Consider the following 24,231-nt stretch of genomic DNA (forward strand, 5'->3'; position numbering starts at 1 on the left):
ATGTCATGCCCGATATTTCCCCAGCCACGCCTGCCAAGGCGCGGCCCCGCCGGCCGGTGTCTCGCAGTTTGCATGGCGAGTTCATCGAGCAAGCGATTCCCGACTGGCTGATCAACGCCACCCCGGAGCGCCGCGATGCGTTCCGGGCCGATGCTCTGCCGGCGCCCGGCTGGTATCGGCAAGCGAGCCTCGCACAGCGTCAGGCCTTGCACACCCAGGCCGTGGCCAGTTTTACCGCACAGTCTCGCCTGGACAAGGCCATGGCTTCCCTGCAAGACGTCGATCACTTCGCCGAGCCGCGATTGATCAAGGCGTTGAAAGATCACTTCAACGTCAGCCTGGACGTCAACAAGACCGTCCTGCAACTCAGGCAACCGGTGGAAGTGGGTGTTTTTGGCATTGATATCGCCAGCTACGACGTATTGAAACTGCCGCTGCTGCAAGCCGCGCTGCACAACTTCGAAGCCTCGGAGTGCAAGGCCGGGGCTTTTCATGAGTCTTCGGGTTTCATTGAACAGGACCCTGTAAGCGACGCTTTCAACCCCGTCAGCACCTCGCTGACCGTTGCGCAATTCACCCAGCTGTGTCGCACCCTGGACATCGGCGCGCAATACCAGGCGTACCTGAAAAGCTACCTGCAACCCAAGGACGCTGTCGCCGAGCAGGTGCTGCGCGAAAAATTCATCACCGCGCAGAAAACTGCGTTGCGCACAGCCGCGGAGATGGCACTGCTGAAAAAGGATATCGAGGCCGCGGATTACCGCATGATCCTGTCGGTGGTCGCGGGTGAGCAGTTTCCAAGGCTGGACGGCAAGCCCGTGTGGTTTCGCGACCTGAGCCTGATGAAGCACCGCATGACCGGCTGCGTGCTCTTTATGATCAGCGAAAAATACCGCTACACCGATGAGTGGATTCTCTACATTCCCCATGACCCCCAGTCGCCGCTCAAACGCTACACCGGTACGACCATGGCCAGCCTGTTCAAGCAGCGGTTTACCACGCGCGATGCCACGGCCGCGGATGACGGCAACCCCACCCCTTACCACCGCTTTTTCAGCCGTTTCGTCGCCTATGCCGACCTGCCGGACTACTTCAGCCAGTTGACGGAGGATGCGCCGGACCCCTCGTTCAAACACAAGGCGGCAGCCTATGCGCCGCTGTTCAATGAACTGGCCAAGGGCTTCAACCCGTTTGCCGTCTTCACGGGCATTCGCCACCTGCCACCCCTGCCGCAGGCGACGCGCAAGGCCAACCCGGACCCTTACCTGGCTCCCCGGGAACTGACCCGCGAAGGGCATGGACTGTGGGCGGAAAACGTCGACCTGTGGACCTACCTGTTCGAACAGCACCGCAACAAGATCATCGCCGACGCGCGCGCCCACGCGGTGCCTACGGCGGAAGCCGACGCCAAGGCCCGCTCGGAGAAGTTCGCGCGGCTGCTCAATATCGGCATGCTGCTGTTCACCGCTGTGACGATGTTCGTGCCCGTGCTGGGCGAACTGATGATGGTGGTCATGGCCGGACAGCTGTTGTACGAAACCTTCGAAGGCGCCCTTGAATGGAGCGAAGGCGACCGGCGAGCCGCCAAGGCGCACTTGCTGGATGTGGCCGAGAACCTCGCGCTGCTGGCCGTCACCGCCGGCGCCGGCAAGGGGCTGGCGAAGTTGGCCGGGGTCAAGGCGGAACCCGTCATCGAAAACCTTGACGCGGTGACCCTGCCCAACAACGAGACCCGGTTGTGGAAACCCGACTTGAGCGGGTACGAGCACAACCTGTCGCTGACCGGCAGTGCCAACCCGCTCGGTCAATACCCACTCGACGGCAAGACCTTTATTCGTCTCGACAGCAAGGTGTACGAGACCACCTGGGACCCAAGCCTGAAACGCTGGCGCATTTGCCATCCCACTGACGTCGACGCCTATCAGCCACTGCTCACCCATAACCACGCAGGCGCCTGGCGGCATACCCTGGAGCGACCCTTGGGCTGGGACCGCCTGACACTGCTGCGGCGCATGGGACCCGTCACGCAGGCGTTCACCGATGAGCAATTGCTGCGCATCGCCGACGTCAGTGGTGTGGACGACAACACCCTGCGCAAGATGCACCTGGATAACGCCTTGCCTACGCCGGCATTGGCCGATGCCATGCGGCTGTTCGAGGCGGACCAAGGCGTTGACCAGGTGCTGGAGCAGTTGGACGGCGCACGACCGATCAATGGCCGTTATCTGTACAGCCTGCCGTTGGTGACGCGAATGCCGCGCTGGCCGGTGGGCCGAATACTGGAGGTGTTTGAAGGCACTCCATCGAGCGGGCCGTCGATCAAGTACGGGTCAGAGATGCGCATCGCCGCGGGCCAGCGCAGGGCGGCCGTGCGCATCAGCCGCGCCGATGTATTGGGCGGCGAACTCGCGCAACGTATTCTCGAACAATTGGACGAAGCGGAAATCACCCGGTTGCTCGGAGGCGAGGCGGCCCGCGTCCACGCCACTCGTCCCCAGGAGTTCGGCAAGCAACTTGCGCACTTCGCCCGCACGCGCCAACCGGCCATTTTCGACAGCCTCTACACCGGCACCAATGCCCAATCCCCTTGGGTCGCCAGGCTGCAGCGCGAGTGCCCTGGCCTTAGCGAAGTGGCCGCACAGACGGTGCTGGCCGACGCCGAGGGCGCAGAGCTCGCGCGGTTGCAAGAGACCCGGCAAATGCCCCTGCGATTATTGGAGCAGGCCCGCTGGTATGCGCAGGAAGGCAGGCTGGGCCACGCCTTCGCCGGGTTGTACCTGGAAAACATGGTCTCGGCCGACAGCCGGCGGTTGGCCCTGTATAGCCTGGCCGAGTTACCGGGCTGGTCGTCCGTGCTGCGTGTGGAAGTGCGCGACGGCACGTTCACCGGAGCGCAACTGGATGCCATTGGCCCACAGGACGCGGCGAACCGCAAAGTCCTGGTCAAGCAAGGGCCTGGCTATCAGGCGTTCGATGAGCAGGGCGAATCGCTTCACAGCGTGGCGCCCGGTGGCAAGAATTTCTACACGGCGCTGATGCACGCTTTACCTGACGAAACCCGCCGCGCCCTCGGCGTTCCCCAGGTGAGCCAGCACGCGCAGTTGCAACGCCTGATCGTCGATGAGGCCATCGCCCATCCTGTCCGCGCGGCGCAGACCATCGCCGAGCGCAATCGCTTGCGCGGTGACAACAAACCGCCGCGGCGCATCAGCGACACGCAGATCGGCTACCTGGCCAGCGGGCACGAGTCGGTCGAGGGCCTCGACCTGGAGGCCAGGGTCAAAGCGGTGTATACGCAACTGACCGACGATCAGGTGAGTGGGTTTATCTTCAGGCACATGACAGCGCACAGCTCCGATCGCGACATCGTCAACCTGCTCAATAGGCGTATGCACGAGTGGCAAACCCTCGAAGCCACACTCGATCAATGGGTGGCGGCCGGACCGCCCCCCCGCAGAGGCATAGCCGCAGAAATCTTTGGCCGGCGGCACGTCGCGCTCGCCGTCAAACGCAGTTGGCAGATGGCACCCATGGCAGACCTGCCGCAGTTCGCCCGGCTGGAACTCTATATCGACGACGCCTTGCCGCCCCTGGAGGCAGATTTCTCTCACGTCCGGCAATTGCGCTTGGGTGGCCGTGGGCTGGCGGACACCAATATGGACCTGCTGTTGACGACGTTTCCCAAGGTGGAACAGCTGCAGATATCGGTGTCCACGCCGCGTATCAGGCGCCTACCCGATGCGCTGCAAACCTTGAGTGAGCTGACTGAGCTGTACCTGACCGTGGACATGCCCGGTGAGGCGTTTGCGACTGCAGAGATCGAAAAACTGGAGGGTATGACGCGACTGCAGACCCTTTCCCTGGACCGGGTGCTGCCACCGAATCGTGTCTTCGATGCCTCTCGCCTGACGCAGTTGCGCAGCCTGAAAATCGCTGGCCTGTTCAACCAGAGCCTGCCGGCCGGGGTACTGGAATTGCCCCACTTGCACCGCCTGAACCTCAAGAACACCTCGATCCGCAGCCTGCCCGCCGCGCTGTTCACTGCAGGGCATGAGCAACTTTGGCGTGGCCTCTCGCTGGATTGGTCAGTGATTGACCGGGAGACCTTCAAGACCGCCTATGAATACCTCGGCCGCCAGGCTGGGCATTGGGTTGACCTAGAGGAGATGGTCAGCGAGTACTGCCGGGGAGCGCTGAAGCGATTCAAATCAGAGGTCAGGCAAAGGCATCAGCCCAGTCTGGGTGACTCTGACCTTGTCTATGTGAGCTTCCTGAGCAAGTGGGCGAGCGAGCAGTCCCGGTTTGTAGCCATCGAGGCACTGAGCACCGAGCACGCTGAACTGACTGCCAGCCTGCGCGCCTGGACTGACAAAACACAACTGAGCGCGGATGACTTGATCAACGTCCATGACGCACAAATGAAGATGCATATTCACGCGGGTCACGTGAAGTTGGCCGAGGATATCTATACCTGTTGGTACGAGAGGCTAAAACAAAGGTACACGGGGTTGATGCAGGATTCGTCACTGCTGTTGGATGGATCGGCGCTGGAGGATCTTCCGACGTTGCCCGCTCTGCGCTGGGAGAATGTGCGAACGATCATGTTGACCCCGCATAGTCTACCGCTCTTGCGGTTGCGTGAATTCGTTTCCGGGTTCAGCGAATTACGCAGACTCGACCTGAGCCACTCTCCGCTGAAAACCTTGCCGATAAGCGCAGGCGATGCACCGAAGCTAGAGGTACTGGAGTGCGCGGGCTCCGCCATCGAAACCCTGGATTTGCGGGGTTTCAGCCAACTCCAGAGGTTGGATCTCAGGCGCGTGGCCCTGACGCAGTGGCCCACGGGTATCGAGCAGTTGTCGCAATTGAAGTGGCTGGATGTGCGCGGTACCGGTCTCACGACGCTGCCTGCGAACGTACTGACCCAGGATGAGCTGTTGCTCAACAGCCGCTTTGACATTGACCGTCTTGATGATGCCACTCAAGTCACCCTGACCCAGGCACTCACACGCCAGGAACGCACCCTGGGGTTGCCCGAGGGGACCCTGAAGCGATACCTCGCGCAAGAGGTGTCCGAGTATTTCCCGGCCGAGGAAAGCAGCGCATCCATTTCGGCCAACCTGTTGCCGCTGGCTGCACCTTTACCGGCTGGGTCGGGCCCGGAATGGCGTGCGCAATCTGTGCAACGCCTGCGTCCGGAGTTGTCGGCCGAACAGGTGCAGCGCGAACTCAGTGGCTTGACCTTGCAAGGTTTGTCCAGCGCGCAGGTCGAGGCCCGTTTGATCGCTTCGAACCTGACCCTGGATGCCTTGACGCGTGAACTCAATGGCTGGTTGTTCGTTAAGCAAACCTCCGGCAGAGGCTGGCAGATCAATTCGCAGAGCCGTGGCCAGGCCGCCGCACGGATCATTGACTGCTGGCGACAGGGCGTGCTCGAAGCGCCTGGTCTGGCCCCTTACACCCTGGACCTCAATGGCCTGCAAACCGGCGACTTGCCGTCCCTCAGCGGCGACTTTTCCCACGTCGGACGCCTGGACCTTACGGGGGTACGGATCACTGCCCAGGGTTCCAATGAGTTCCTGCGCGCGTTTACCCACGTGCGCAGGCTGACGCTCAATGGGCAGGCGCTCTCCGAGCTGCCTGAGGCGCTGGCCGACATGGCGCATCTTGATCAACTGGACCTGGCGAGTATCGACCTGACGGACCTTGCGCCGGTGTATCCGGTGCTGCGGCACATGGAACACTTGCGCGTGCTGGACCTGGGCTACAACAACTTGCGGACCTTCAACCTCGATCAACTCAGCCGCCTGGAACACCTGTGCCTGGGCCACAATCTGTTGGGGAGCTGGCCGGAGGGCACACTGCAAGCGCCTCAATTGCGCAGCCTGGATCTGAGCGGCAACGAGATCAGCGACCTCCCCGAGGGCCTGTTTGACGGCAGTCATGAAGCCCTGTTGGCGGGAACCAACCTGAGTGATAACACCGAGCTTTCAGCACACAGCCGGCAGCAGCTGCGCGAATACGCCAGTCGCCAGCCGATGGATCAGAGCGTGCTGGGTATGAGGCCTTACGAACTCAGGGCCGACACCGACAGTGAACCGGGAACGGACGATTCCGATACCGATCGGCATCCGCCAGATTCCGATGAAGAGATTGCCGTGGTACCCGTTGAGGCAATGGCGGGCCAACTCGAACCCTGGCTGCAGCCTCTGCCCGAAGCCGACCGAACGGCCTATGGCACCCGCTGGCATCGGTTGGCGGCCGAGCCGGACAGCGAGGCGTTTTTCCACCTGTTGCTGCGCATGCAGGACACCGAGGAGTTCAGGCAAGTGCGTGCCGACCTGACGCGCCGGGTCTGGAGCCTGCTCGAGTCGGCCGAGCGCGACACTGAACTGCGTGAAGTGCTGTTCCAGATGTCGAAAACCCATGACACCTGTGCGGACGGGCGCACCCTGGCCTTCAGCGACCTGGAGGTCAAAACCTTCGAGCATGAGGCCTTGCGGGATATTCCTGCGGGTCTGGCGCAGCGAGGACGAGCCCTGTTGAACCTGTCCCGGCAATTATTTCGGTTGGGGCAGGTGGAGAAACTGGCTGACCTGGACAGGGCGCGCGGCCACGACAAGGCCGAAGTGCGCCTGAGCTACCGCATCGGCACGGCCAGTGGTTGGCGCGATGGCCTGCAACTGCCTGGCCAGCCCAGCTACATGCGCTATGCCCGCCCGATCGAGGACGACCTGCGCGACAGCGTGCTGCGTGAGGTGGAGCAGGTTGAGACCACCGAGACGTTTTACACCGAGTTGATCAGTCGGCCGTATTGGGTGCGCTACCTGCAAGACAAATACCCGCAGCCCTTTGCCGCACTCAAGCAGCGGGTCGAGGCGCAACGAAACCAGATTGAAGATGCACACAGTGATTATGCCGACCCCGCCTATGCGCAAGCGATGCTCACGTTGCAGATCGAGCAGGAAACCGAGCGCAACCTGAGCCTGCTGCAATTGTCCCGAGACGAAGAGGCCGCCTTCGCCCCGGCTGCTCAAGGCCCGGACCTTGAAGTGTTGCACGAGCGCGCCAGTGGTTCTCGCCGCGAGTTGCTGCGCGCTCGGGCGACCGCGATTGAACTCAATGGCCGTCCCTACTTTGTGGCGAGCATGCCCGATGCCGGCGATGCGCAGAATTACCTGCTCTGGGTGCCGGCAGCGGATGACCCGCAAATACTGGTCAGCAGCGGCATCATCGCCCGGGCGGATGCAGAGGGCGTGTGGCGTCGTACTGGCCGGCCTGGCGGGATGGTCTCCGGCCAGTCCGACAGTGAATATGAACTGGCGTCCGAGTCGCTGCCGATCCAGCCCTATACGGCGCAGGAGCTGAGCGCGATGCGACGGGAGGATCACTTCACGACGGGGCACAACGTCATCGGTTCGTACACCCGCGCGAGCAATGGCAAGTACCCGCTGCGCGATTTTCAAGGACGGCCGATTCGCATCAGAAAACTGGAACGCGAGGCCGTGGTCGTGGAGTCCGGGGCTCGCTACTCCTCACAGCAGGTCAAGCCTTACATCAAGTTCGGCGGGTACGAAGAGGTGGGGTATCTATACGAAGAGAAACTCCAGGTGCGCACCTTTACCACCGAGGATGTGAAGGTTCCGGGCGAGAAATCCCTGGTAGGGCAAATCACCGTGGTTGCCAACCGCCGTATCGCCAAAGGTGAAGTGGTTGGCGTGTACGGCGGTACTGTTCTGCCTCGCGGGCTCTATGGCTCGGGCGGCAATGCGTTCACCATGACCGTGGGCAGCCGCGCGGTGTATGAGGCGGGGTGGTACGTCACCGAGCCGGTCAGTCTCTCGGGAGACAATATCCTCTCCAGGATAAATACCTGCTTCGACTATGACGCCAACGGCAATCCGGTGCGCCAGGCTGCCGAGGGTTACAACGTCGAGACGATCCCGTTTCACGTTGAGACGGACATGTTGCTGGGCGTGGCGCCTGCGGTAAAAACCGTCAAGAAGGCCTTTCTGCTCAACACGGTCTGGGCCACCGAGGAGATCCCGGCAGGGGCCGAGCTGCGCCTGGACTACGGGTACACCGAGGCCATGATCGCGACGGAGTTCCAGCCTGACTGAAAACCTGGAAGCGCCGGCGGCGATTGAACACCTGCTGGACTGAGCCCCCGGGGAGCGTGAGCCTCACATGCGAGGCTCACGCCGGGGTGGTTCAGAACAGAAAGTAACGCTGGGCCATCGGCAACACCTCGGCCGGCTCGCACCACAGCAGCACGCCGTCGGCCTTGACCTGGTAGGTCTGCGGGTCCACGTCGATATCCGGCAGGTAATCGTTGTGGATCAGGTCGGTTTTCTGTACGTCGCGGCAACCTTTCACCACTGCGATCTGCTTCTTCAAACCCAACGCTTCGGGCAAGCCGGCATCCTGGGCGGCCTGGCTGATAAAGGTCAGGCTGGTGGCGTGCAGCGAGGCGCCGAAGCTGGCGAACATCGGGCGGTAGTGCACCGGCTGTGGTGTCGGAATCGACGCGTTGGCATCGCCCATCAGGCTTGAGGCAATCGCGCCGCCCTTGAGGATCAGCGTCGGTTTGATGCCGAAAAACGCCGGGCGCCACAGCACCAGGTCGGCCCACTTGCCCACTTCAATCGAGCCGACAATATGACTCACACCGTGGGTGATCGCCGGGTTGATCGTGTACTTGGCGATGTAGCGCTTGGCGCGGAAGTTGTCGTTGCCGGGGCCGTCGCCGGGCAATGGGCCGCGCTGTTTCTTCATCTTGTCGGCGGTCTGCCAGGTGCGTGTGATGACCTCGCCGACGCGGCCCATGGCCTGGCTGTCGGAACTGATCATCGAGAACGCGCCGAGGTCGTGCAGGATGTCTTCAGCGGCAATGGTTTCGCGGCGGATGCGGCTTTCGGCGAAGGCCACGTCTTCGGCAATGCTTGGGTCCAGGTGGTGGCAGACCATCAGCATGTCGAGGTGTTCGTCGATGGTGTTACGGGTGAAGGGGCGCGTCGGGTTGGTCGAGCTGGGCAACACATTGGGGAAGCCGCAGGCCTTGATGATGTCCGGTGCGTGACCGCCGCCCGCGCCTTCGGTGTGGTAGGTGTGGATGGTACGGCCCTTGAGCGCGGCCAGCGTCGTTTCGACGAAGCCGGATTCGTTGAGGGTGTCGCTGTGGATCGCTACCTGTACGTCATATTCATCGGCCACGCTCAGGCAGTTGTCGATGCTGGCGGGCGTGGTGCCCCAATCTTCATGCAGCTTCAAGCCGATCGCACCGGCCTTGACCTGTTCGATCAACGGCTCCGGCAGGCTGGCGTTGCCCTTGCCGGTGAAGCCGATGTTCATCGGGAACGAGTCGCTGGCCTGGAGCATGCGCGCCAAGTGCCAGGGGCCCGAGGTGCAGGTGGTCGCGTTGGTGCCCGTCGCCGGGCCGGTGCCGCCGCCGATCATGGTGGTGACGCCGCTGGTCAGCGCCTCTTCGATCTGCTGCGGGCAGATGAAATGCACGTGGCTGTCGATGCCGCCGGCCGTGAGGATCATGCCTTCGCCGGCGATCACTTCGGTGCTGGCGCCGATGGCCATGGTCACGCCGGGCTGGATGTCGGGGTTGCCGGCCTTGCCGATCGCGTGGATGCGTCCGTTTTTGAGGCCCACATCCGCCTTGACGATGCCCCAGTGGTCGATGATCAGTGCGTTGGTGATCAGGGTGTCGACCACTTCGTGGGCGAGCAACTGGCTCTGGCCCTGGCCGTCGCGGATCACTTTGCCGCCGCCGAATTTGACTTCTTCGCCATAGACGGTGAAGTCCTGTTCGACTTCGACAAACAGTTCGGTGTCGGCCAGGCGGACCTTGTCACCGACGGTGGGGCCGTACATGTCGGCGTAGGCTTGGCGGGTGATTTTCATCTGTGTGTACCCTGAAAAAAGTGTGTTGAATGTGAGTCCGCTATCGGGGGCAAGCCCCCTCCCACACTGGGCCGTATTCACACATTCAAATGTGTGAATACGGTCAAAAGTGGGAGGGGGCTTGCCCCCGATGAGGCCCTAAAGGTCACCCATAACCCGCCCGGCAAAGCCAAATACTCGCCTGCCCCCGCTCAAATCCACCAACTCGATTTCCCGACTCTGCCCCGGCTCAAACCGCACCGCCGTCCCCGCCGGAATATTCAAGCGCATGCCACGGCTCGCGGCCCGGTCAAACGTCAGCGCGTCATTGGTCTCGAAAAAATGGTAATGCGAACCCACCTGGATCGGCCGGTCGCCGCTGTTGGCCACGTTGAGGGTGACGGTGCGACGGCCGACGTTGAGTTCGATCTCGCCAGGCTGGATCTGATATTCACCAGGAATCATGCAGGTTGCCCCAGGGTCTTGAAGTAGATGGCGGTCGGGCTGTAGCGCCCGTCCGGGCTTTGGCAGTAGTCGGGCAATTCACCGATCTTGGTGTAGCGCAGCGACTGGTAGAAGGCTTCGGCCGGTGAGCCGGCTTCAGTGTCCAGGTACAGCAGGCCGCGCTTGTGCTGGCGTGCGGCGAGTTCCAGGGTGTTCATCAGCTGTTGGCCGAGGCCATGGCGGCGGGCGGTGCTGTGCACCAGCAGCTTTTGCACCTCGGCGCGGTTCAGGCCGTTGGCTTTCAGGCACAGCGCCAGTTGCACGCTGGCGATCACCTGTTCATCACGCACCACCACCCACAGCAACAGGCTGGCGTCTTCGATGCTGGCCTGCACGCCGCTTAGATAAGCGCGTGCCTGGGCTTCGTCGAAGTCGGCCATGAAACCGACTGAAGCGCCATGCTTGACCGCGTCCAGCAACAGCTCGATCAAACCCAGGCGGTAGTGGGCAAAACTTTCAGCATTGACTCGACGCAGTTGCGCAGCGCTCATCGCTCTCACTCCTTGGGCGGTTCGGCGCCCGGGTTCAGGCTCAGTTGCATGAAGGTCAGGTCCAGCCAGCGACCAAACTTGATGCCCACTTGGGGCATCTGCCCGGTGGTGACGAAGCCCAGGCGCTCATGCAGGCGGATCGAAGCCTGGTTGCCGCTTTCGATGGCCGCCACCATCACGTGTTTGCCGCCGTCGCGTGCGCGCTCGATCAGGGCGGCCATCAGCCGTGGGCCCAGGCCTTTGCCACGCTGGTCGTTGCGGATGTACACCGAGTGCTCGACGCTGTAGCGAAAGCCCTCGAACGGGCGCCAGTCGCCGTAGGAGGCGTAGCCGGTGACTTCATCGTTCTCCACCGACACCAGGATCGGATAACCCTGGGCATGGCGCGCACTGAACCAGGCCTGGCGATTGCCCAGGTCCACCGGTTGTTCGTTCCAGATCGCCGTGGTGTTGAGCACCGCGTCGTTGTAGATCTCGCGGATCGCCGGCAAGTCGTGTTGGGTTGCGTCACGAATCATCATCGAGCCTCACGCAATCGGCTGGTGGACGGTGACCAGCTTGGTGCCGTCGGGGAAGGTGGCTTCCACCTGGATATCCGGGATCATCTCCGGGATGCCTTCCATCACCTGTTCGCGGCTGAGCAGTGTGGTGCCCAAGTGCATCAGGTCGGCCACGGTGCGGCCATCGCGGGCGCCTTCCATCAGGGCGGCGGAGATGTAGGCGATGGTTTCCGGGTAGTTGAGCTTCACCCCGCGTGCGAGGCGGCGCTCGGCGACAAGGCCGGCGGTGAAGATCAGCAGTTTGTCTTTTTCCCGTGGGGTCAGGTCCATGGTTCAGGTACTCCAGATTCGGGGGGATACGGCTTCACGGCCCAGCACTGCAGGGCGTAACAGGCGCCATAAATCGATCAGCCAGGCGCGGGCATGCAACGCCTCGCTGGCCAGGCAGCGTGCGACCAGCAGGCCAGGCAGTTGGGTCAGGTCGCCGCGCACGGCGTGGGGCAGGGCGCGGCAGGTGTCGAGTAATTCAGGGTCGAGATCGGCGGTCAGCAGCAACGTGGCAAATACCGGTTGCCCGTCGAGGCCAATAGGAGAATCGAGCAAACCGTCGTCGCCCACGATGCGCTGGCGTTCATGCCAGAGCAACTGCCCGTCGCGGCGGATATCCAGGTGCGATTGGAAGTGGCCGAGGTCGAAACGTTCGCCACTGGCCGGGCGGCCCAGGGCGACCACGTCCCAGTAGAACAGTCGCGCATCGCCTTGCAGCTCGATGTGTGTGGTGAGTTCGGCCTGTGCGGCGCTGAACACGATGGTTTCCTGGGGCAGCCATTCCAGCGTGGCGCCGGCCTCCACGGTCAGATCCAACTGCTGAAACGCAGGGCCCTTGGCGCGGTACCACTTGGCCGCGCCGGGGCTGGTCAATTGCGCCCAGGCACCTTCGGCCACGTGGGCGCTGATGTCTAGGCGATCCCCGCCGGCAATGCCGCCGGGTGGGTGGACGATGATGTGCTGGCACACCTCGGGGCCTTCGGCGTACAGGTGTTTTTGCACGCGCAGCGGGCCGAGGTGGCGACGCATCACCGGCCGCGTTGTGTCGCCGAAACGCGCGTAGCCGAGTTCCAGCTCGGCGTGCCAGCTGGGGGTGAACAGGGCAGGAGTAACGGGCAGGTTCATGACAGAGTGCTTATCGTTAGGAGGCTACAGATTAGATGGTTACCAGGCCGCGTACACCTTCGCTTTCCATATTTTCGCCACGGCCCTGCTGCACGATTTCGCCGCGAGACATCACCAGGTACTGGTCGGCCAGTTCGGCGGCGAAGTCGTAGAACTGCTCCACCAGCAAAATCGCCATGTCGCCGCGCTCGGCGAGCTGCTTGATCACCGCGCCGATTTCCTTGATCACCGAGGGCTGTATGCCTTCGGTGGGTTCATCGAGGATCAGCAGGCGCGGGCGGCTGGCCAGCGCGCGGCCGATAGCGAGCTGTTGCTGCTGCCCGCCGGACAGGTCGCCACCGCGGCGATGTTTCATCTGCAGCAACACCGGGAACAGCTCGTAGATGAACGCTGGCACTTCCTTGGCTTCGGCGCCGGGGAAACGTGCCAGGCCCATCAGCAGGTTTTCTTCCACCGTGAGCCGCCCGAAAATCTCCCGGCCCTGGGGCACATAGGCGATCCCGGCATGCACACGCTGGTGCGGCTTGAAGCCGGTGATGGCCTTGCCTTCCCAGTTCACCGCACCTTCCTTGGACGGCAGCAGGCCCATCAGGCATTTGAGCAGGGTGGTCTTGCCCACGCCGTTGCGGCCGAGCAGGCAGGTGACCTCACCGATCTTCACGTCAAACGACAGCCCGCGCAGGATGTGGCTACCGCCGTAGTACTGGTGCAATTTTTCGACTTGCAACATTCTCAAAACCTCCTCAAATCCCCGGTGGGGTGGGGCTTGCCCCCTCCCACATAAAGCACGTCAGCGACCGAGATAGACTTCGATCACCCGCTCGTTTTCCTGAACCTGCTCCAGCGACCCCTCGGCCAACACACTGCCCTGGTGTAACACCGTCACGTGGTCGGCAATCGAGCCGACAAACCCCATGTCGTGCTCCACCACCATCAGCGAGTGCTTGCCCGCCAGGCGCTTGAACAGTTCGGCGGTGAATTCGGTCTCGGCGTCGGTCATGCCTGCCACCGGTTCATCCAGCAGCAACAGTTGCGGGTCTTGCATCAGCAGCATGCCGATTTCCAGAAACTGCTTCTGCCCGTGGGACAACAACCCAGCCGGGCGCTGCACCGAGGCGGTCAGGCGGATGGTGTCGAGCACTTCGTCGATACGGTCTTTCTGCTCGCCACTCAGGCGTGCACGCAGGCTGGCCCACACGGACTTGTCGGCCTTCTGCGCCAGCTCGAGGTTTTCGAACACGCTCAAGGCTTCGAATACCGTGGGCTTCTGGAACTTGCGCCCGATGCCGGCCTGGGCGATCTCGACTTCGCTCATGCGCGTGAGGTCGAGGTTCTCGCCAAACCAGGCCGTGCCGTGGCTGGGGCGGGTCTTGCCGGTGATCACGTCCATCAGCGTGGTCTTGCCCGCGCCGTTGGGGCCGATGATGCAGCGCAGCTCGCCGACGCCGATGTACAGGTTCAAGTCGTTGAGGGCCTTGAAACCGTCGAAGCTGACGCTGATGTCTTCCAGGCTCAGGATGGTGCCGTGGCGGGTATTCAGGCCCGGGCCGGCGGCTTGGCCGATACCGATGGCATCGCGGCCGCTGCCGCCGTCCAGTATCGGTTCGAGCATGAACTCGGCGGTGGCGCCGGTGGCCCGCATGTCCAGGTACCTCATGAATCACCTCGTTTTTTCAGCAGGCCGATCACGCCCTTGGGCAGGTACAGGGTGACGATGATGAACAGCGCCCCGAGGAAGAACAGCCAATATTCGGGGAAGGCCACGGTGAACCAGCTCTTCATGCCGTTCACCACACCGGCGCCCAGCAGCGGGCCGATCAGTGTGCCGCGCCCGCCGAGGGCCACCCACACGGCGGCCTCGATGGAATTGGTCGGCGACATCTCGCTGGGGTTGATGATGCCCACCTGCGGCACATACAACGCGCCGGCCAAGCCGCACAGCACTGCACTCAGCACCCATACGAACAGCTTGAAACCCCGTGGGTCGTAGCCGCAGAACATCAGGCGGTTCTCCGCATCGCGCAGCGCGGTGAGCACGCGGCCAAACTTGCTGCGCGCCAGGCGCCAGCCGATGAACAGGCTTGCCACCAGCAACAGCACCGTGGCGCTGAACAGCACCGCCCGCGTGCCGGGCTCGGTGATGCCGAAGCCCAGGATGCTGCGGAAATTGGTGAAGCCGTTGTTGCCGCCAAAGCCGGTCTCGTTACGGAAGAACAACAGCATCCCGGCGAAGGTCAGGGCCTGGGTCATGATCGAGAAATACACGCCCTTGATCCGTGAACGGAAGGCAAAGAAGCCGAACACCAGCGCGAGCAAACCCGGCGCCAACACCACCAGGCACAGGGCCCAGAGGAAGTGCTCGGTGCCGACCCAGTACCACGGCAGTTCGGTCCATGAGAGGAAAGTCATGAACGCCGGCAACTGATCCCCCGAGGCCTGGCGCATCAGGTACATGCCCATGGCATAACCGCCGAGCGCGAAGAACAGACCGTGGCCGAGGGAGAGCATCCCGGCGTACCCCCACACCAGGTCCAGGGCGAGGGCGACAATGGCGTAGCACAGGATCTTGCCCACCAGCGTCAAGGTGTAGGCCGAGACATGAAGCGCGTTATCCGCTGGCAACAGCGACAACAACGGCAGTGCCAGCAGCAACGCGAGGATCACCACGCCCACTGCAATCGTTACCTTGGGGCCGGCCTTTTGTGTGGCCGTCAACATCAATGGCTGGTTCATCAGTCGATCACCCGTCCTTTCAGTGCGAAGAGTCCCTGCGGGCGTTTCTGGATAAACAGAATGATCAGCGCGAGGATCAGGATCTTGCCGAGTACGGCGCCGATCTGTGGCTCCAGGATCTTGTTGGCGATACCCAGGCCGAAGGCAGCCATGACGCTACCGGCCAACTGGCCGACACCGCCGAGTACCACGACGAGGAATGAATCGATGATGTAGCTCTGGCCCAGGTCCGGGCCGACGTTGCCGATCTGGCTCAGCGCTACGCCGCCGAGGCCGGCGATACCGGAGCCCAGACCAAACGCAAGCATGTCCACACGCCCGGTGGGTACGCCGCAGCAGGCGGCCATGTTGCGGTTCTGGGTCACTGCCCGCACGTTGAGGCCCAGGCGCGTCTTGTTCAGCAGCAGCCAGGTCAGCACCACCACACATAGCGCGAAGGCGATGATCACAATGCGGTTGTACGGCAGCACCAGGTTGGGCAGCACCTGGATCCCGCCGGACAGCCAGTCGGGGTTGGACACTTCGACGTTCTGCGCGCCGAACACCAGGCGCACCAACTGGATCAGCATCAGGCTGATACCCCAGGTGGCGAGCAGTGTTTCCAGCGGGCGGCCATAGAGGTGGCGGATCACCGTGCGCTCCAGCGCCATGCCGATGGCCGCGGTGACAAAGAACGCCACCGGCAGCGCGATCAGCGGGTAGAACTCGATGGCTTGCGGTACGTAGCGCTGCATCATCAGTTGCACCACGTAGGTCGAATAGGCGCCGAGCATCAGCATCTCGCCGTGGGCCATGTTGATCACGCCGAGCAGGCCGAACGTGATCGCCAGGCCCAGGGCCGCCAGCAGCAGGATCGAACCCAGGGACATGCCGCTGAACGCTTGGCCGAGGATTTCGCCGAACATCAGCTTGCGTTTGACCTGAGCCAGGCTGGTTTCGGCGGCGGTGTGCACGGCGGCGTCGGTTTCGACGCCTGGGGCCAGCAGGGCCTCAAGACGTGTGCGTGCGAGCGGGTCGCCGGTGCTGCCCAGCAGGCGCACGGCGGCGAGGCGCACCGCGGGGTCGGTGTCGACCAGTTGCAGGTTGGCCAGGGCGAGACTCAGCGCCGACTGCACGTCTTCATCGGTTTCGGTGGCAACGCGTTGGTCGAGGAATTTGAGTTGCGCCGGTTGTGCGCTTTTTTGCAGGGTTTGCGCGGCTGCGAGACGGACCTTGGGGTCGGCGGCGAGCAGTTGCTGGCTGGCCTGGACGTTGTCGATCAAGCCGCGCAGACGGTTGTTCAGGCGCACGGTCCTGGTTTCACCGTTGACCGTGAGCTGGCCTTGTTGCAGGGCGTCCACCAGCTCGATGCGTGCCGGGTCGGGCTGGGCGGCCCAGTCCTGGAGCAGCTTGGCTTGTTGGCTGGGGTTGGCGGACAGGAAGTCTTCGGCGTCGCTGGCATATACCGCCAGGGGCAGTAATAACAGGATTGCCAGGATGAAGCGGTACAGGGCAGTAGGCATAACAAAGTGTCCTGATCATGCGCGGTCAAACTGTGGGAGGGGGCAAGCCCCCTCCCACATGGTTTTTAGTTGCTCTTGACGGCGTGATCCGGCTTTTTGTCGTTACCCGGGATGTATGGGCTCCACGGCTGGGCACGGATCGGCTCCTGGGTCTGCCACACCACCGAGAACTGCCCATCGGCCTGGATCTCGCCGATCATCACCGGCTTGTGCAGGTGGTGGTTGGTCTTGTCCATGGTCAGAGTGAAGCCCGACGGCGCAGCAAAGGTCTGCCCGCCGAGTGCTTCACGCACTTTGTCGACGTCGGTGGACTTGGCTTTCTCCGCCGCCTGCGCCCACATGTGGATGCCCACGTAGGTGGCTTCCATCGGGTCGTTGGTCACGGCTTTGTCGGCGCCCGGCAGGTTGTGTTTCTTGGCGTAGGCTTTCCAGTCGGCGACGAACTTGGTGTTGACCGGGTTCTCCACCGACTGGAAGTAGTTCCAGGCCGCGAGGTTGCCCACCAGCGGCTTGGTGTCGATACCGCGCAATTCCTCTTCACCCACGGAGAACGCCACCACCGGTACGTCGGTCGCCTTCAGGCCCTGGTTGGCCAGTTCCTTGTAGAACGGCACGTTGGAGTCGCCGTTCACCGTGGAGATCACGGCGGTCTTGCCGCCGGCCGAGAACTTTTTGATGTTGGCGACGATGGTCTGGTAATCGGCATGACCGAACGGGGTGTAGACCTCTTCGATGTCTTTGTCCGCCACGCCTTTGGAATGCAGGAACGAGCGCAGGATCTTGTTGGTGGTGCGCGGGTACACGTAGTCGGTGCCCAACAGGAAGAAACGCTTGGCCGCGCCGCCTTCTTCGCTCATCAGGTATTCCACTGCCGGAATCGCCTGCTGGTTCGGTGCCGCACCGGTATAGAACACGTTGGGCGACATTTCTTCGCCTTCGTATTGCACCGGGTAGAACAGCAGGCCGTTGAGTTCTTCGAACACCGGCAACACGGATTTACGCGACACCGAGGTCCAGCAGCCAAACACCACGGCGACCTTGTCCTGGGTCAGCAACTGGCGACCTTTCTCCGCGAACAGCGGCCAGTTGGACGCGGGGTCCACGACCACCGGTTCGAGCATCTTGCCGTTCACGCCGCCCTTGGCGTTGATTTCCTCGATGGTCATCAGCGCCATGTCTTTGAGCGATGTTTCGGAAATGGCCATGGTGCCGGACAGCGAATGCAGGATGCCGACCTTGATGGTCTCGGCCGCCTGGACAGTCCAGGTCATGCCCATGGCGGCAATGGATGCCGACAGTGTGAAAGCCTTGATCAAGCTGCGACGCTTCATGGTGCGATCTCCGAGAACCCAAGTGTTGTTGTTGGACAGATGCAGGGGTGATTGCAAAGGCTGTGCCTGCTTCATGCCGGGGCCTGAATTCGGTGATGTGCGCCGAGGTGGGTGCAGTGCCCCGCACCGATTCGGCGCTCGATTCGCGTGATGGTGCGCCAGGGGCACTGTGCTGGTGCGTAGGCGAGCAGCTATGTAACGTCCGTGTCGATCACGAAGCGCCGGGAAGCAAGGCTTACTCGTTCTCGGTTCAGAGGCCTCTTGCGGATGCACCACGCCCTATTTGAACCGTGTTCTGGGCGGTTAGAAGGTGTAGTCCGCCGTGACGAAGAACGCGCGCGGCTCACCCAGGATCCACTGCTGCCCGTCATTGTATTGGCTGACAGCGTACGTGCGGTCGAACAGGTTGTTCACTTGCAGGCCCAGGGTGGTGTTGCGCAGGGCCTGCCACGACACCGTGGCATCCACCACCGTGTAGCTCGGCAGCTCGTTCTGGTTGGCCATATCGGCATACCGCGCGTCCACATAACGCACACTGGCGCCGGCGCGGACATCATCGGTCACGGCCTTGCTCAGCCACAGGTTGGCGGTGCGGCGTGGTACGTCCACGGGGCGGTTGCCGTCGCGGGACACCGGTACGCCGTTCACCACCTGGTCGAAGTCGTCGTACTGCGCATGCACGATGGCCGCGTTGGCTTGCAGCTGCCAGGCGTGTGGCAGTTGCAAGTCAAGACTGGCTTCCAGGCCACGGGAGGATTGCTGGCCGACCTGCTGCTTGAGGTCGGGGTTGCCGGGTACGTCGGTGAGCAGTTTCTTTTTGACGATGTGGTAGGCGGCCAGGGTCCATTCACCGCGCTGGTTCCAGAAGGCTTGCTTGATGCCGATCTCGCTCTGCTTGGCGGTAGAGAGGTCGAACTGCTGCTGACCCTGGCTCAAGGAAATCAAGCCGCCGACCCCATCGGTGCTGGTGGCTTGTTGGCCATAGATCGAGGTGTCCGGGGTGAGCGCATACACCACCCCTGCCTTCCAGTTGTTGCCGGTGAGGGTTTTGTCGGACTGGCTGCCATCGCGTAGATCATCGCGGTCGACGTGGGCATAGTCGCGGCGGATGCCGGTGACCAGTGCCAGCTTGTCGGTGAGCTGCAGACGGTTTTCGGCAAAGCCCGCGACGGTTTTGGTGGTCGTCGCGAACAGCGGCTTGAACGGATCGCTACTCGCAAACTGCCCGGCTACCGGGTGGTTCACGTCGATGGCTTGGCCGTCGCTGAAGCTGTCGGTGAACGGCGAGTTACTGGCCAGGCGAAAGCGGATGCGGTTGTATTCCACGCCGGCCACGGTCTGGCTGTCGAGACCGAACAGGCTGTGCTTGAAGGTGAAGGACTGGCGATCGCCGACCTGTTCCTGATTGTGCTTGATGCCAAAGTTGCCGCTGCGGGTGAGTTGGCCGTTGGTGAAATTGTAGTTCTCGGCGTTCTGCCAGCGACGCTGGTTTTTCAGGTAGAACAACTCGTTGGTGGCGCTGACGTTGTCGCTGATCTGCCACTCGCTGGTCAGGCGCGTCCATTGGTCGTTGTAGTGCTGGGTGTCGTTGCTGACGTTGTAGTTCTTGTCGCGCAGGCTTTTGTGCAGGCGGCCGTTGAGCAGCGGCGTGCCGAAGTCATTTTGCGGGCGTTGGTCGCCGTAGTCGCTGGCCAGGGTGAAGCTCAGGTTATCCGCCGCCTGCCAGCGCAACGCACCGCTGACGAAGTCGCTGCTGGAGTCGCCACGGTCGATGAAACCGTTGCTGCGCAGGCGATTGAGGTTGAGGCGATAGCTCAGGGTATCCGTCAGCGAGCCGCCACTGTCGAGGGCTTGTTGCTGGCGATCGTAGGCGCCGTAGCCGAGGCGGATGTGGTTTTCGATCTCGCCTTCAAACGGCTTTTTCGGCACGGTGTTGATCACCGCGCCGGTGGCGCCTTCGCCGTACAGCACCGAGGCCGGGCCGCGCAGTACGTCCACGCGCTCCACCGACCACGTGTCCACCGGGAAGGTCGAGGAGCCCATGCCCATGTACATGCGGTTGCCGTCGTAGAGCTGCATCACTGAGCCCTGGCCGGTAAAACCACGGGCCGACAGTGAGGTGCCGCCGTCACCCGGCGAACCGGTGCGGCTGACGCCGGTGGCGCGGGAAATCGCGTCCTGCACGCTGGCGTCGCCGCGTTCGCGAATCTGCGTGCCGGTCTGGCTTTCGACACTGCCCGGCGTTTGCAGGGCCGTGAGGTTCAGGCGCGAACCGGCCGTGGTCGGGGTCTTGAGGTCGACGTGTTCGTTGTCCACGGCGGGTGCGTTGACGGCGCTGGCAGGCAGGGTCAGGGCGTAGGCGTGGTGATGCAAGGCGAGCAGGCACAGCCCGGACGCGAGGTAGTTGTTCATTGATGGGTCAGTCTTCTTTGGAGGATGCTCGCCGCGTGTGGCGGCGAGCAACGATAACGCAGAGGGTGTTATGGGTTAACACGTGTTCGCTGCGCGGCCACAGTCGCGCAAGGTTACAGAAAGTGCTCTAGAACGGGCATCTCGCCGGGTTCATGCCGAACCTGAGGCGGATTCATGTTGACCGAAAAAGCGCGAAAGAATCAGGCGATCCAGCACCCACACGGCGATCAGCGAGGCGCCCACCAGCGGGAAAATGATCGCCAGGCCGAGCATCACTGCCATCGCCGTCTTCCATTTCGGCAGGTCATGGCGCAGCGGCGGGACGCCGAGCTTGCCCTCGGGTTTGCGCTTCCACCAGATCACCACGCCGCTGACGGCACTGAGCAGGATCATCAGGCAGATCAGCAGCACGATCAGTTGGTTGACCCAGCCGAACATCTTGCCCTCGTGCAGCATCACGCCGGTCTCAGTGGCGCGTGCGACGGTGTTGTAGTGCTCCCAGCGCACATCGGCGAGGACCTTGCCGGTGTATTGGTCCACATGCAGGGTCGCATCGTTGCGCGGGTCGTCGGCGAACACCGCGACAGTGAACACGCCTTCGGCAGTGGTGGGGAAGGTGATGCTGTAGCCGGGCTCGACCTTGCGTGCGGTGGCTAGGTCGACCACTTGTTGCAGGCGCACGGTTGGCGCGGCAGGGCCTGAGTGCATCGCGCCGTGGTTCATGTGTTCGGCGTGGTCGCCGGACATCGGCATCGGCGTGTTTTCCATGGCCCAGGGCACGGTCTGTTGGTGGGCGCTGTTGAGCACGCGGGCCTGCTGGTCCGACGTCGGTACGTCATTCCACATGGCCGCCGGGAATGTGTTCCACAGGTCGGCGTACTGCTTGCCCCAAAAGCCGGTCCAGGTCATGCCACTGAGCAGCATCACCAGCAACAGCGACGCGCCCCAGAAACCCGTGACTGCATGCAGGTCGCGCCACAGCACCCGACCGCGAGTGTTCAAGCGCGGCCACAGCACACCGGCCGCCGACTTGCCGCGCGGCCACCACAGGTAGAGGCCGGACACCACCAGCATCACGCCCCAACCGGCGGCCAGCTCCACGAGGCGGTCGCCCGTGGTGCCGATCATCAGCTCACCGTGCAGGGCGCGGGCGATGGCTTGCAGGTTGTACTTGGCGTCCTGTTCGCCGAGCACGGTGCCACGGTAGGGGTCGACGAACACCGTCAGCTCGCGACCGTCGTTGTGCATCACGAATTGTGCGCTGCGGGTGGCGGTGGCCGGGGGCAGGTATTGGCTGATAGCGGCCTGGGGGTAGGCCAGTTTGGCGCGCATGAGTTGCTCGTCGGCACTCAGGGCGTGTTCGGCGGCCGGCACATTGAGCAGGTCGCCGTACATCAGCGGATCGAGTTGGGGCTTGAACAGGTAGATGATGCCGGTCAGGGCCAGCAGCACCATAAAGGGCGCCACAAACAGCCCGGCGTAAAAATGCCAACGCCAGGCCAGGTTGTAGAAAGAGATTTTTTGAGTATTCATCAGGGTGTGCTCCGCAAGGTGATGGATCTTGTAAACGGGGCTGGCAGGCAACCCCTTTGTCGGTAAGGCCGACGCCTACTGCGGTGCTTTAGAAACTCATGTCGATTTTAGTCCAGAGCGTTCGCCCCGGCTCCTTGATGGCCTGCGGGTCGCTGGCCGGGTAGCCAAAGCCGGCGTTGCCGGCCAGGTTCAAGTGCTCGGCGTAGGCCTTGCCGAACAGGTTGTCGACGCCGGTGCTGACCTTGAAGTTTTTGTTGATGCGGTACGCAGCATTCAGCGAGAACACGCCAAAGCCGCCGCTCTTGTCGAAGTCCTTGCCGACCACATTGCCTTTGTTCTGGTCGATACGATTTTGCGCGGCGACAACGCGCCACAGCGCACCGGCGCTCCAGTCGTCTTCGCTGTAGGTGAGGCCGAGGCGAGCATCCAGTGGCGGCATTTGCGGCAGGGCCTTGCCGTCACTGCTGTTCTTGCCCCAGGCGTAGGCCAGGGTGGCGTCGGCTTTCCAGTGGCGGGCAAGCGTGTACGCCGCGCCCAGTTCGCCGCCCATGATCCGCGCATCGACGTTGCGCGCCTGGGAGGTGGTGCCCATCATCCCGGGCCGGTAGTCGAACAGGATGAAATCGCGTACCTGGCCGATGTAGCCCGAGGCCCAGGCTTCGAGGTCGTCAGCTTTGTACTGCGCGCCGAAATCGAGCTGGGTAGTCTTCTCCGGTTTTACTCCGTCGAAAGCGTTCACCGAACCGACGGCGCCGGTGTTGGGCGAGAACAGCTCCCAGTAATCCGGGAAGCGTTGCGAATGCCCCAGGCCGGCGTAGAGGGTGGTGTCGGCAAGGTCGTGCTCATAGCGCACAAAACCCGATGGCAAGGTGTCTGCACGCGTGTCGTTGGCGGTGGCGCTGGTGGCCCGGAAGTCCTTGGCCGAGGCGCGGTCCAGGCGCGCGCCGGTGATCAGCCGGTCGCGGTCGGCGGCGTACCAGGTGAGTTCGCCGAACACGCCGTAATTGTGGAAGTTGGCGTCCTTGGTGCGCGGCAATGCCTTGTAGGTGTCGATGCCCATGCTGCTGCGCTGGCGGTGTTCGTTGGTCTGCGCGTCCAGGCCGCCGATCAGTTGCACATCCTCCCAACGCCAGGTGGCCTTGACCCGTGCACCGAGGGTGCGGCGGTCGACGTTGGAGGCCATGGGCCCGGCCATCATCCCGGTGCCCGACGGTGTGCGCAGGCTGTAGTTGTCCATCACATGGTCGGCGTAGTTGTAGTAGACCTGGGCTTCGACCTTGTCCAGCACTTCGCCAAGGTTGGATTTCTCGAACCGCACCCCCAGGCTCTCGCGCAGGAACTGCGAGCCATCCATGCCGCGCCCGGCGTAGCGTGCCTGGCCATCGCCACGCCCGGCGGTGAGTTCCAGCAGGGTGTCGGCATCGGGGGTGAAGCCGACGGCGACGTCACCGTTCCACTTGTCGTAGCGCGACGCGACGGTGTCGTTGTTGCCGTCCTTGTAGTCGTCGGCGTGGGCCTGGTTGCCGATCACGCGCACATAGCCCAGCGGGCCACCAGCGGCGGCGTCGATGACTTTGTCGAAACGCCCGTTGGAGCCGGCCAGCACACTGGCGTTGAGGCGTGTGCCCAGTTCGCCGAACTGCTCCGGTTCGCGCTCGAACAGCACCGTGCCGGCCGATGCTCCGGGGCCCCACAGAACGGTTTGCGGGCCCTTGATCACGGTGAGTTGGTCGTAGGTTTCCGGGGAAATGTACGAAGTAGGGGCGTCCATCCGACCGGGGCAGGCACCGAGCATCATGCTGCCGTTGGCAAGGATGTTCAGGCGCGAGCCAAACATGCCGCGTAGCACCGGGTCGCCATTGGTGCCGCCGTTACGCACCAGGGCGAAGCCGGGAATGGTCTTGAGGTAGTCGCCGCCATCGCTGGCGGGCACCGGTTGGCGTGGGTCCTTGGGGTTGGTGACCACGGTCAGCGGCGAGCTGGGTGCAATCGCAGTGATCACCGTGGGGGTCAGCTCATGCTCGGCGTGCTCGTCAGCCTGAACATAGGGGGTCAGTAGCGCGCCGCACAGGGCGGCGAGCACAGGGGTACATCCCAAACGGGAGTCAGCAGTCACTCTGGACATGACACGTTCCATCAATCAATCGTAAACAACACGGCC

Annotated in this window: 15 protein-coding genes; 1 reads left to right on the plus strand and 14 read right to left on the minus strand. The window is 62.9% G+C overall.

Annotated elements, in window-relative coordinates; all coding sequences use genetic code 11:
* The first annotated feature begins 5 nt into the window (after positions 1-5).
* The gene (locus CQ041_RS19320; RefSeq protein WP_105521955.1) at positions 6-8,120 is read left to right on the plus strand and encodes an NEL-type E3 ubiquitin ligase domain-containing protein; all 8,115 of its coding nucleotides are present in this window, start codon (positions 6-8) and stop codon (positions 8,118-8,120) included.
* Between the two features lie 91 nt (positions 8,121-8,211).
* Here CQ041_RS19320 and ureC read toward each other — a convergent pair whose 3' ends face one another.
* The 14 genes from ureC to CQ041_RS19390 form a co-directional block, all read right to left on the minus strand.
* The gene (ureC, locus tag CQ041_RS19325; protein WP_105521954.1) at positions 8,212-9,912 is read right to left on the minus strand and encodes an urease subunit alpha; all 1,701 of its coding nucleotides are present in this window, start codon (positions 9,910-9,912) and stop codon (positions 8,212-8,214) included.
* A gap of 138 nt (positions 9,913-10,050) precedes the next feature.
* Positions 10,051-10,356, minus strand: a complete 306-nt coding sequence (locus CQ041_RS19330) for an urease subunit beta (protein ID WP_105521953.1) — start codon at positions 10,354-10,356, stop codon at positions 10,051-10,053.
* Entirely contained in the window at positions 10,353-10,886 is a 534-nt protein-coding gene (locus tag CQ041_RS19335; protein ID WP_105521952.1) for a GNAT family N-acetyltransferase, read from the minus strand. Before CQ041_RS19335 ends, CQ041_RS19330 begins: the two co-directional genes overlap by 4 nt.
* A 5-nt stretch (positions 10,887-10,891) precedes the next feature.
* Positions 10,892-11,404, minus strand: coding sequence for a GNAT family N-acetyltransferase (locus tag CQ041_RS19340; RefSeq protein WP_105522223.1), 513 nt, complete (start codon positions 11,402-11,404; stop codon positions 10,892-10,894).
* 9 nt (positions 11,405-11,413) lie between these two features.
* The gene (locus CQ041_RS19345) at positions 11,414-11,716 is read right to left on the minus strand and encodes an urease subunit gamma (protein ID WP_105521951.1); all 303 of its coding nucleotides are present in this window, start codon (positions 11,714-11,716) and stop codon (positions 11,414-11,416) included.
* Between the two features lie 3 nt (positions 11,717-11,719).
* Positions 11,720-12,559, minus strand: a complete 840-nt coding sequence (locus CQ041_RS19350; protein WP_105521950.1) for an urease accessory protein UreD — start codon at positions 12,557-12,559, stop codon at positions 11,720-11,722.
* A gap of 31 nt (positions 12,560-12,590) precedes the next feature.
* Complete coding sequence (gene urtE, locus CQ041_RS19355) at positions 12,591-13,289, minus strand: urea ABC transporter ATP-binding subunit UrtE (protein WP_105521949.1); 699 nt, start codon at positions 13,287-13,289, stop codon at positions 12,591-12,593.
* 60 nt (positions 13,290-13,349) lie between these two features.
* Positions 13,350-14,201, minus strand: a complete 852-nt coding sequence (urtD, locus tag CQ041_RS19360) for an urea ABC transporter ATP-binding protein UrtD (RefSeq protein ID WP_105522222.1) — start codon at positions 14,199-14,201, stop codon at positions 13,350-13,352.
* Between the two features lie 11 nt (positions 14,202-14,212).
* On the minus strand, positions 14,213-15,292 hold the full coding sequence (gene urtC, locus CQ041_RS19365; protein ID WP_105521948.1) for an urea ABC transporter permease subunit UrtC: 1,080 nt from the start codon (positions 15,290-15,292) through the stop codon (positions 14,213-14,215).
* Positions 15,292-16,794, minus strand: coding sequence for an urea ABC transporter permease subunit UrtB (gene urtB, locus CQ041_RS19370; protein ID WP_105521947.1), 1,503 nt, complete (start codon positions 16,792-16,794; stop codon positions 15,292-15,294). Before urtB ends, urtC begins: the two co-directional genes overlap by 1 nt.
* A 65-nt stretch (positions 16,795-16,859) precedes the next feature.
* A complete protein-coding gene (gene urtA / locus CQ041_RS19375; protein WP_105521946.1) occupies positions 16,860-18,125 on the minus strand; it encodes an urea ABC transporter substrate-binding protein in 1,266 nt (421 codons plus the stop codon).
* A 303-nt stretch (positions 18,126-18,428) separates the two neighbouring features.
* The gene (locus CQ041_RS19380) at positions 18,429-20,537 is read right to left on the minus strand and encodes a TonB-dependent siderophore receptor (protein ID WP_105521945.1); all 2,109 of its coding nucleotides are present in this window, start codon (positions 20,535-20,537) and stop codon (positions 18,429-18,431) included.
* Positions 20,538-20,687: 150 nt separating this feature from the next.
* The gene (locus tag CQ041_RS19385; RefSeq protein ID WP_105521944.1) at positions 20,688-22,070 is read right to left on the minus strand and encodes a PepSY domain-containing protein; all 1,383 of its coding nucleotides are present in this window, start codon (positions 22,068-22,070) and stop codon (positions 20,688-20,690) included.
* Positions 22,071-22,158: 88 nt separating this feature from the next.
* On the minus strand, positions 22,159-24,195 hold the full coding sequence (locus CQ041_RS19390) for a TonB-dependent copper receptor (RefSeq protein WP_105521943.1): 2,037 nt from the start codon (positions 24,193-24,195) through the stop codon (positions 22,159-22,161).
* Positions 24,196-24,231: the final 36 nt, after the last annotated feature.

Origin of the sequence: Pseudomonas sp. MYb60 (assembly GCF_002979555.1) — a bacterium.
In the GTDB taxonomy this organism is placed as follows: domain Bacteria; phylum Pseudomonadota; class Gammaproteobacteria; order Pseudomonadales; family Pseudomonadaceae; genus Aquipseudomonas.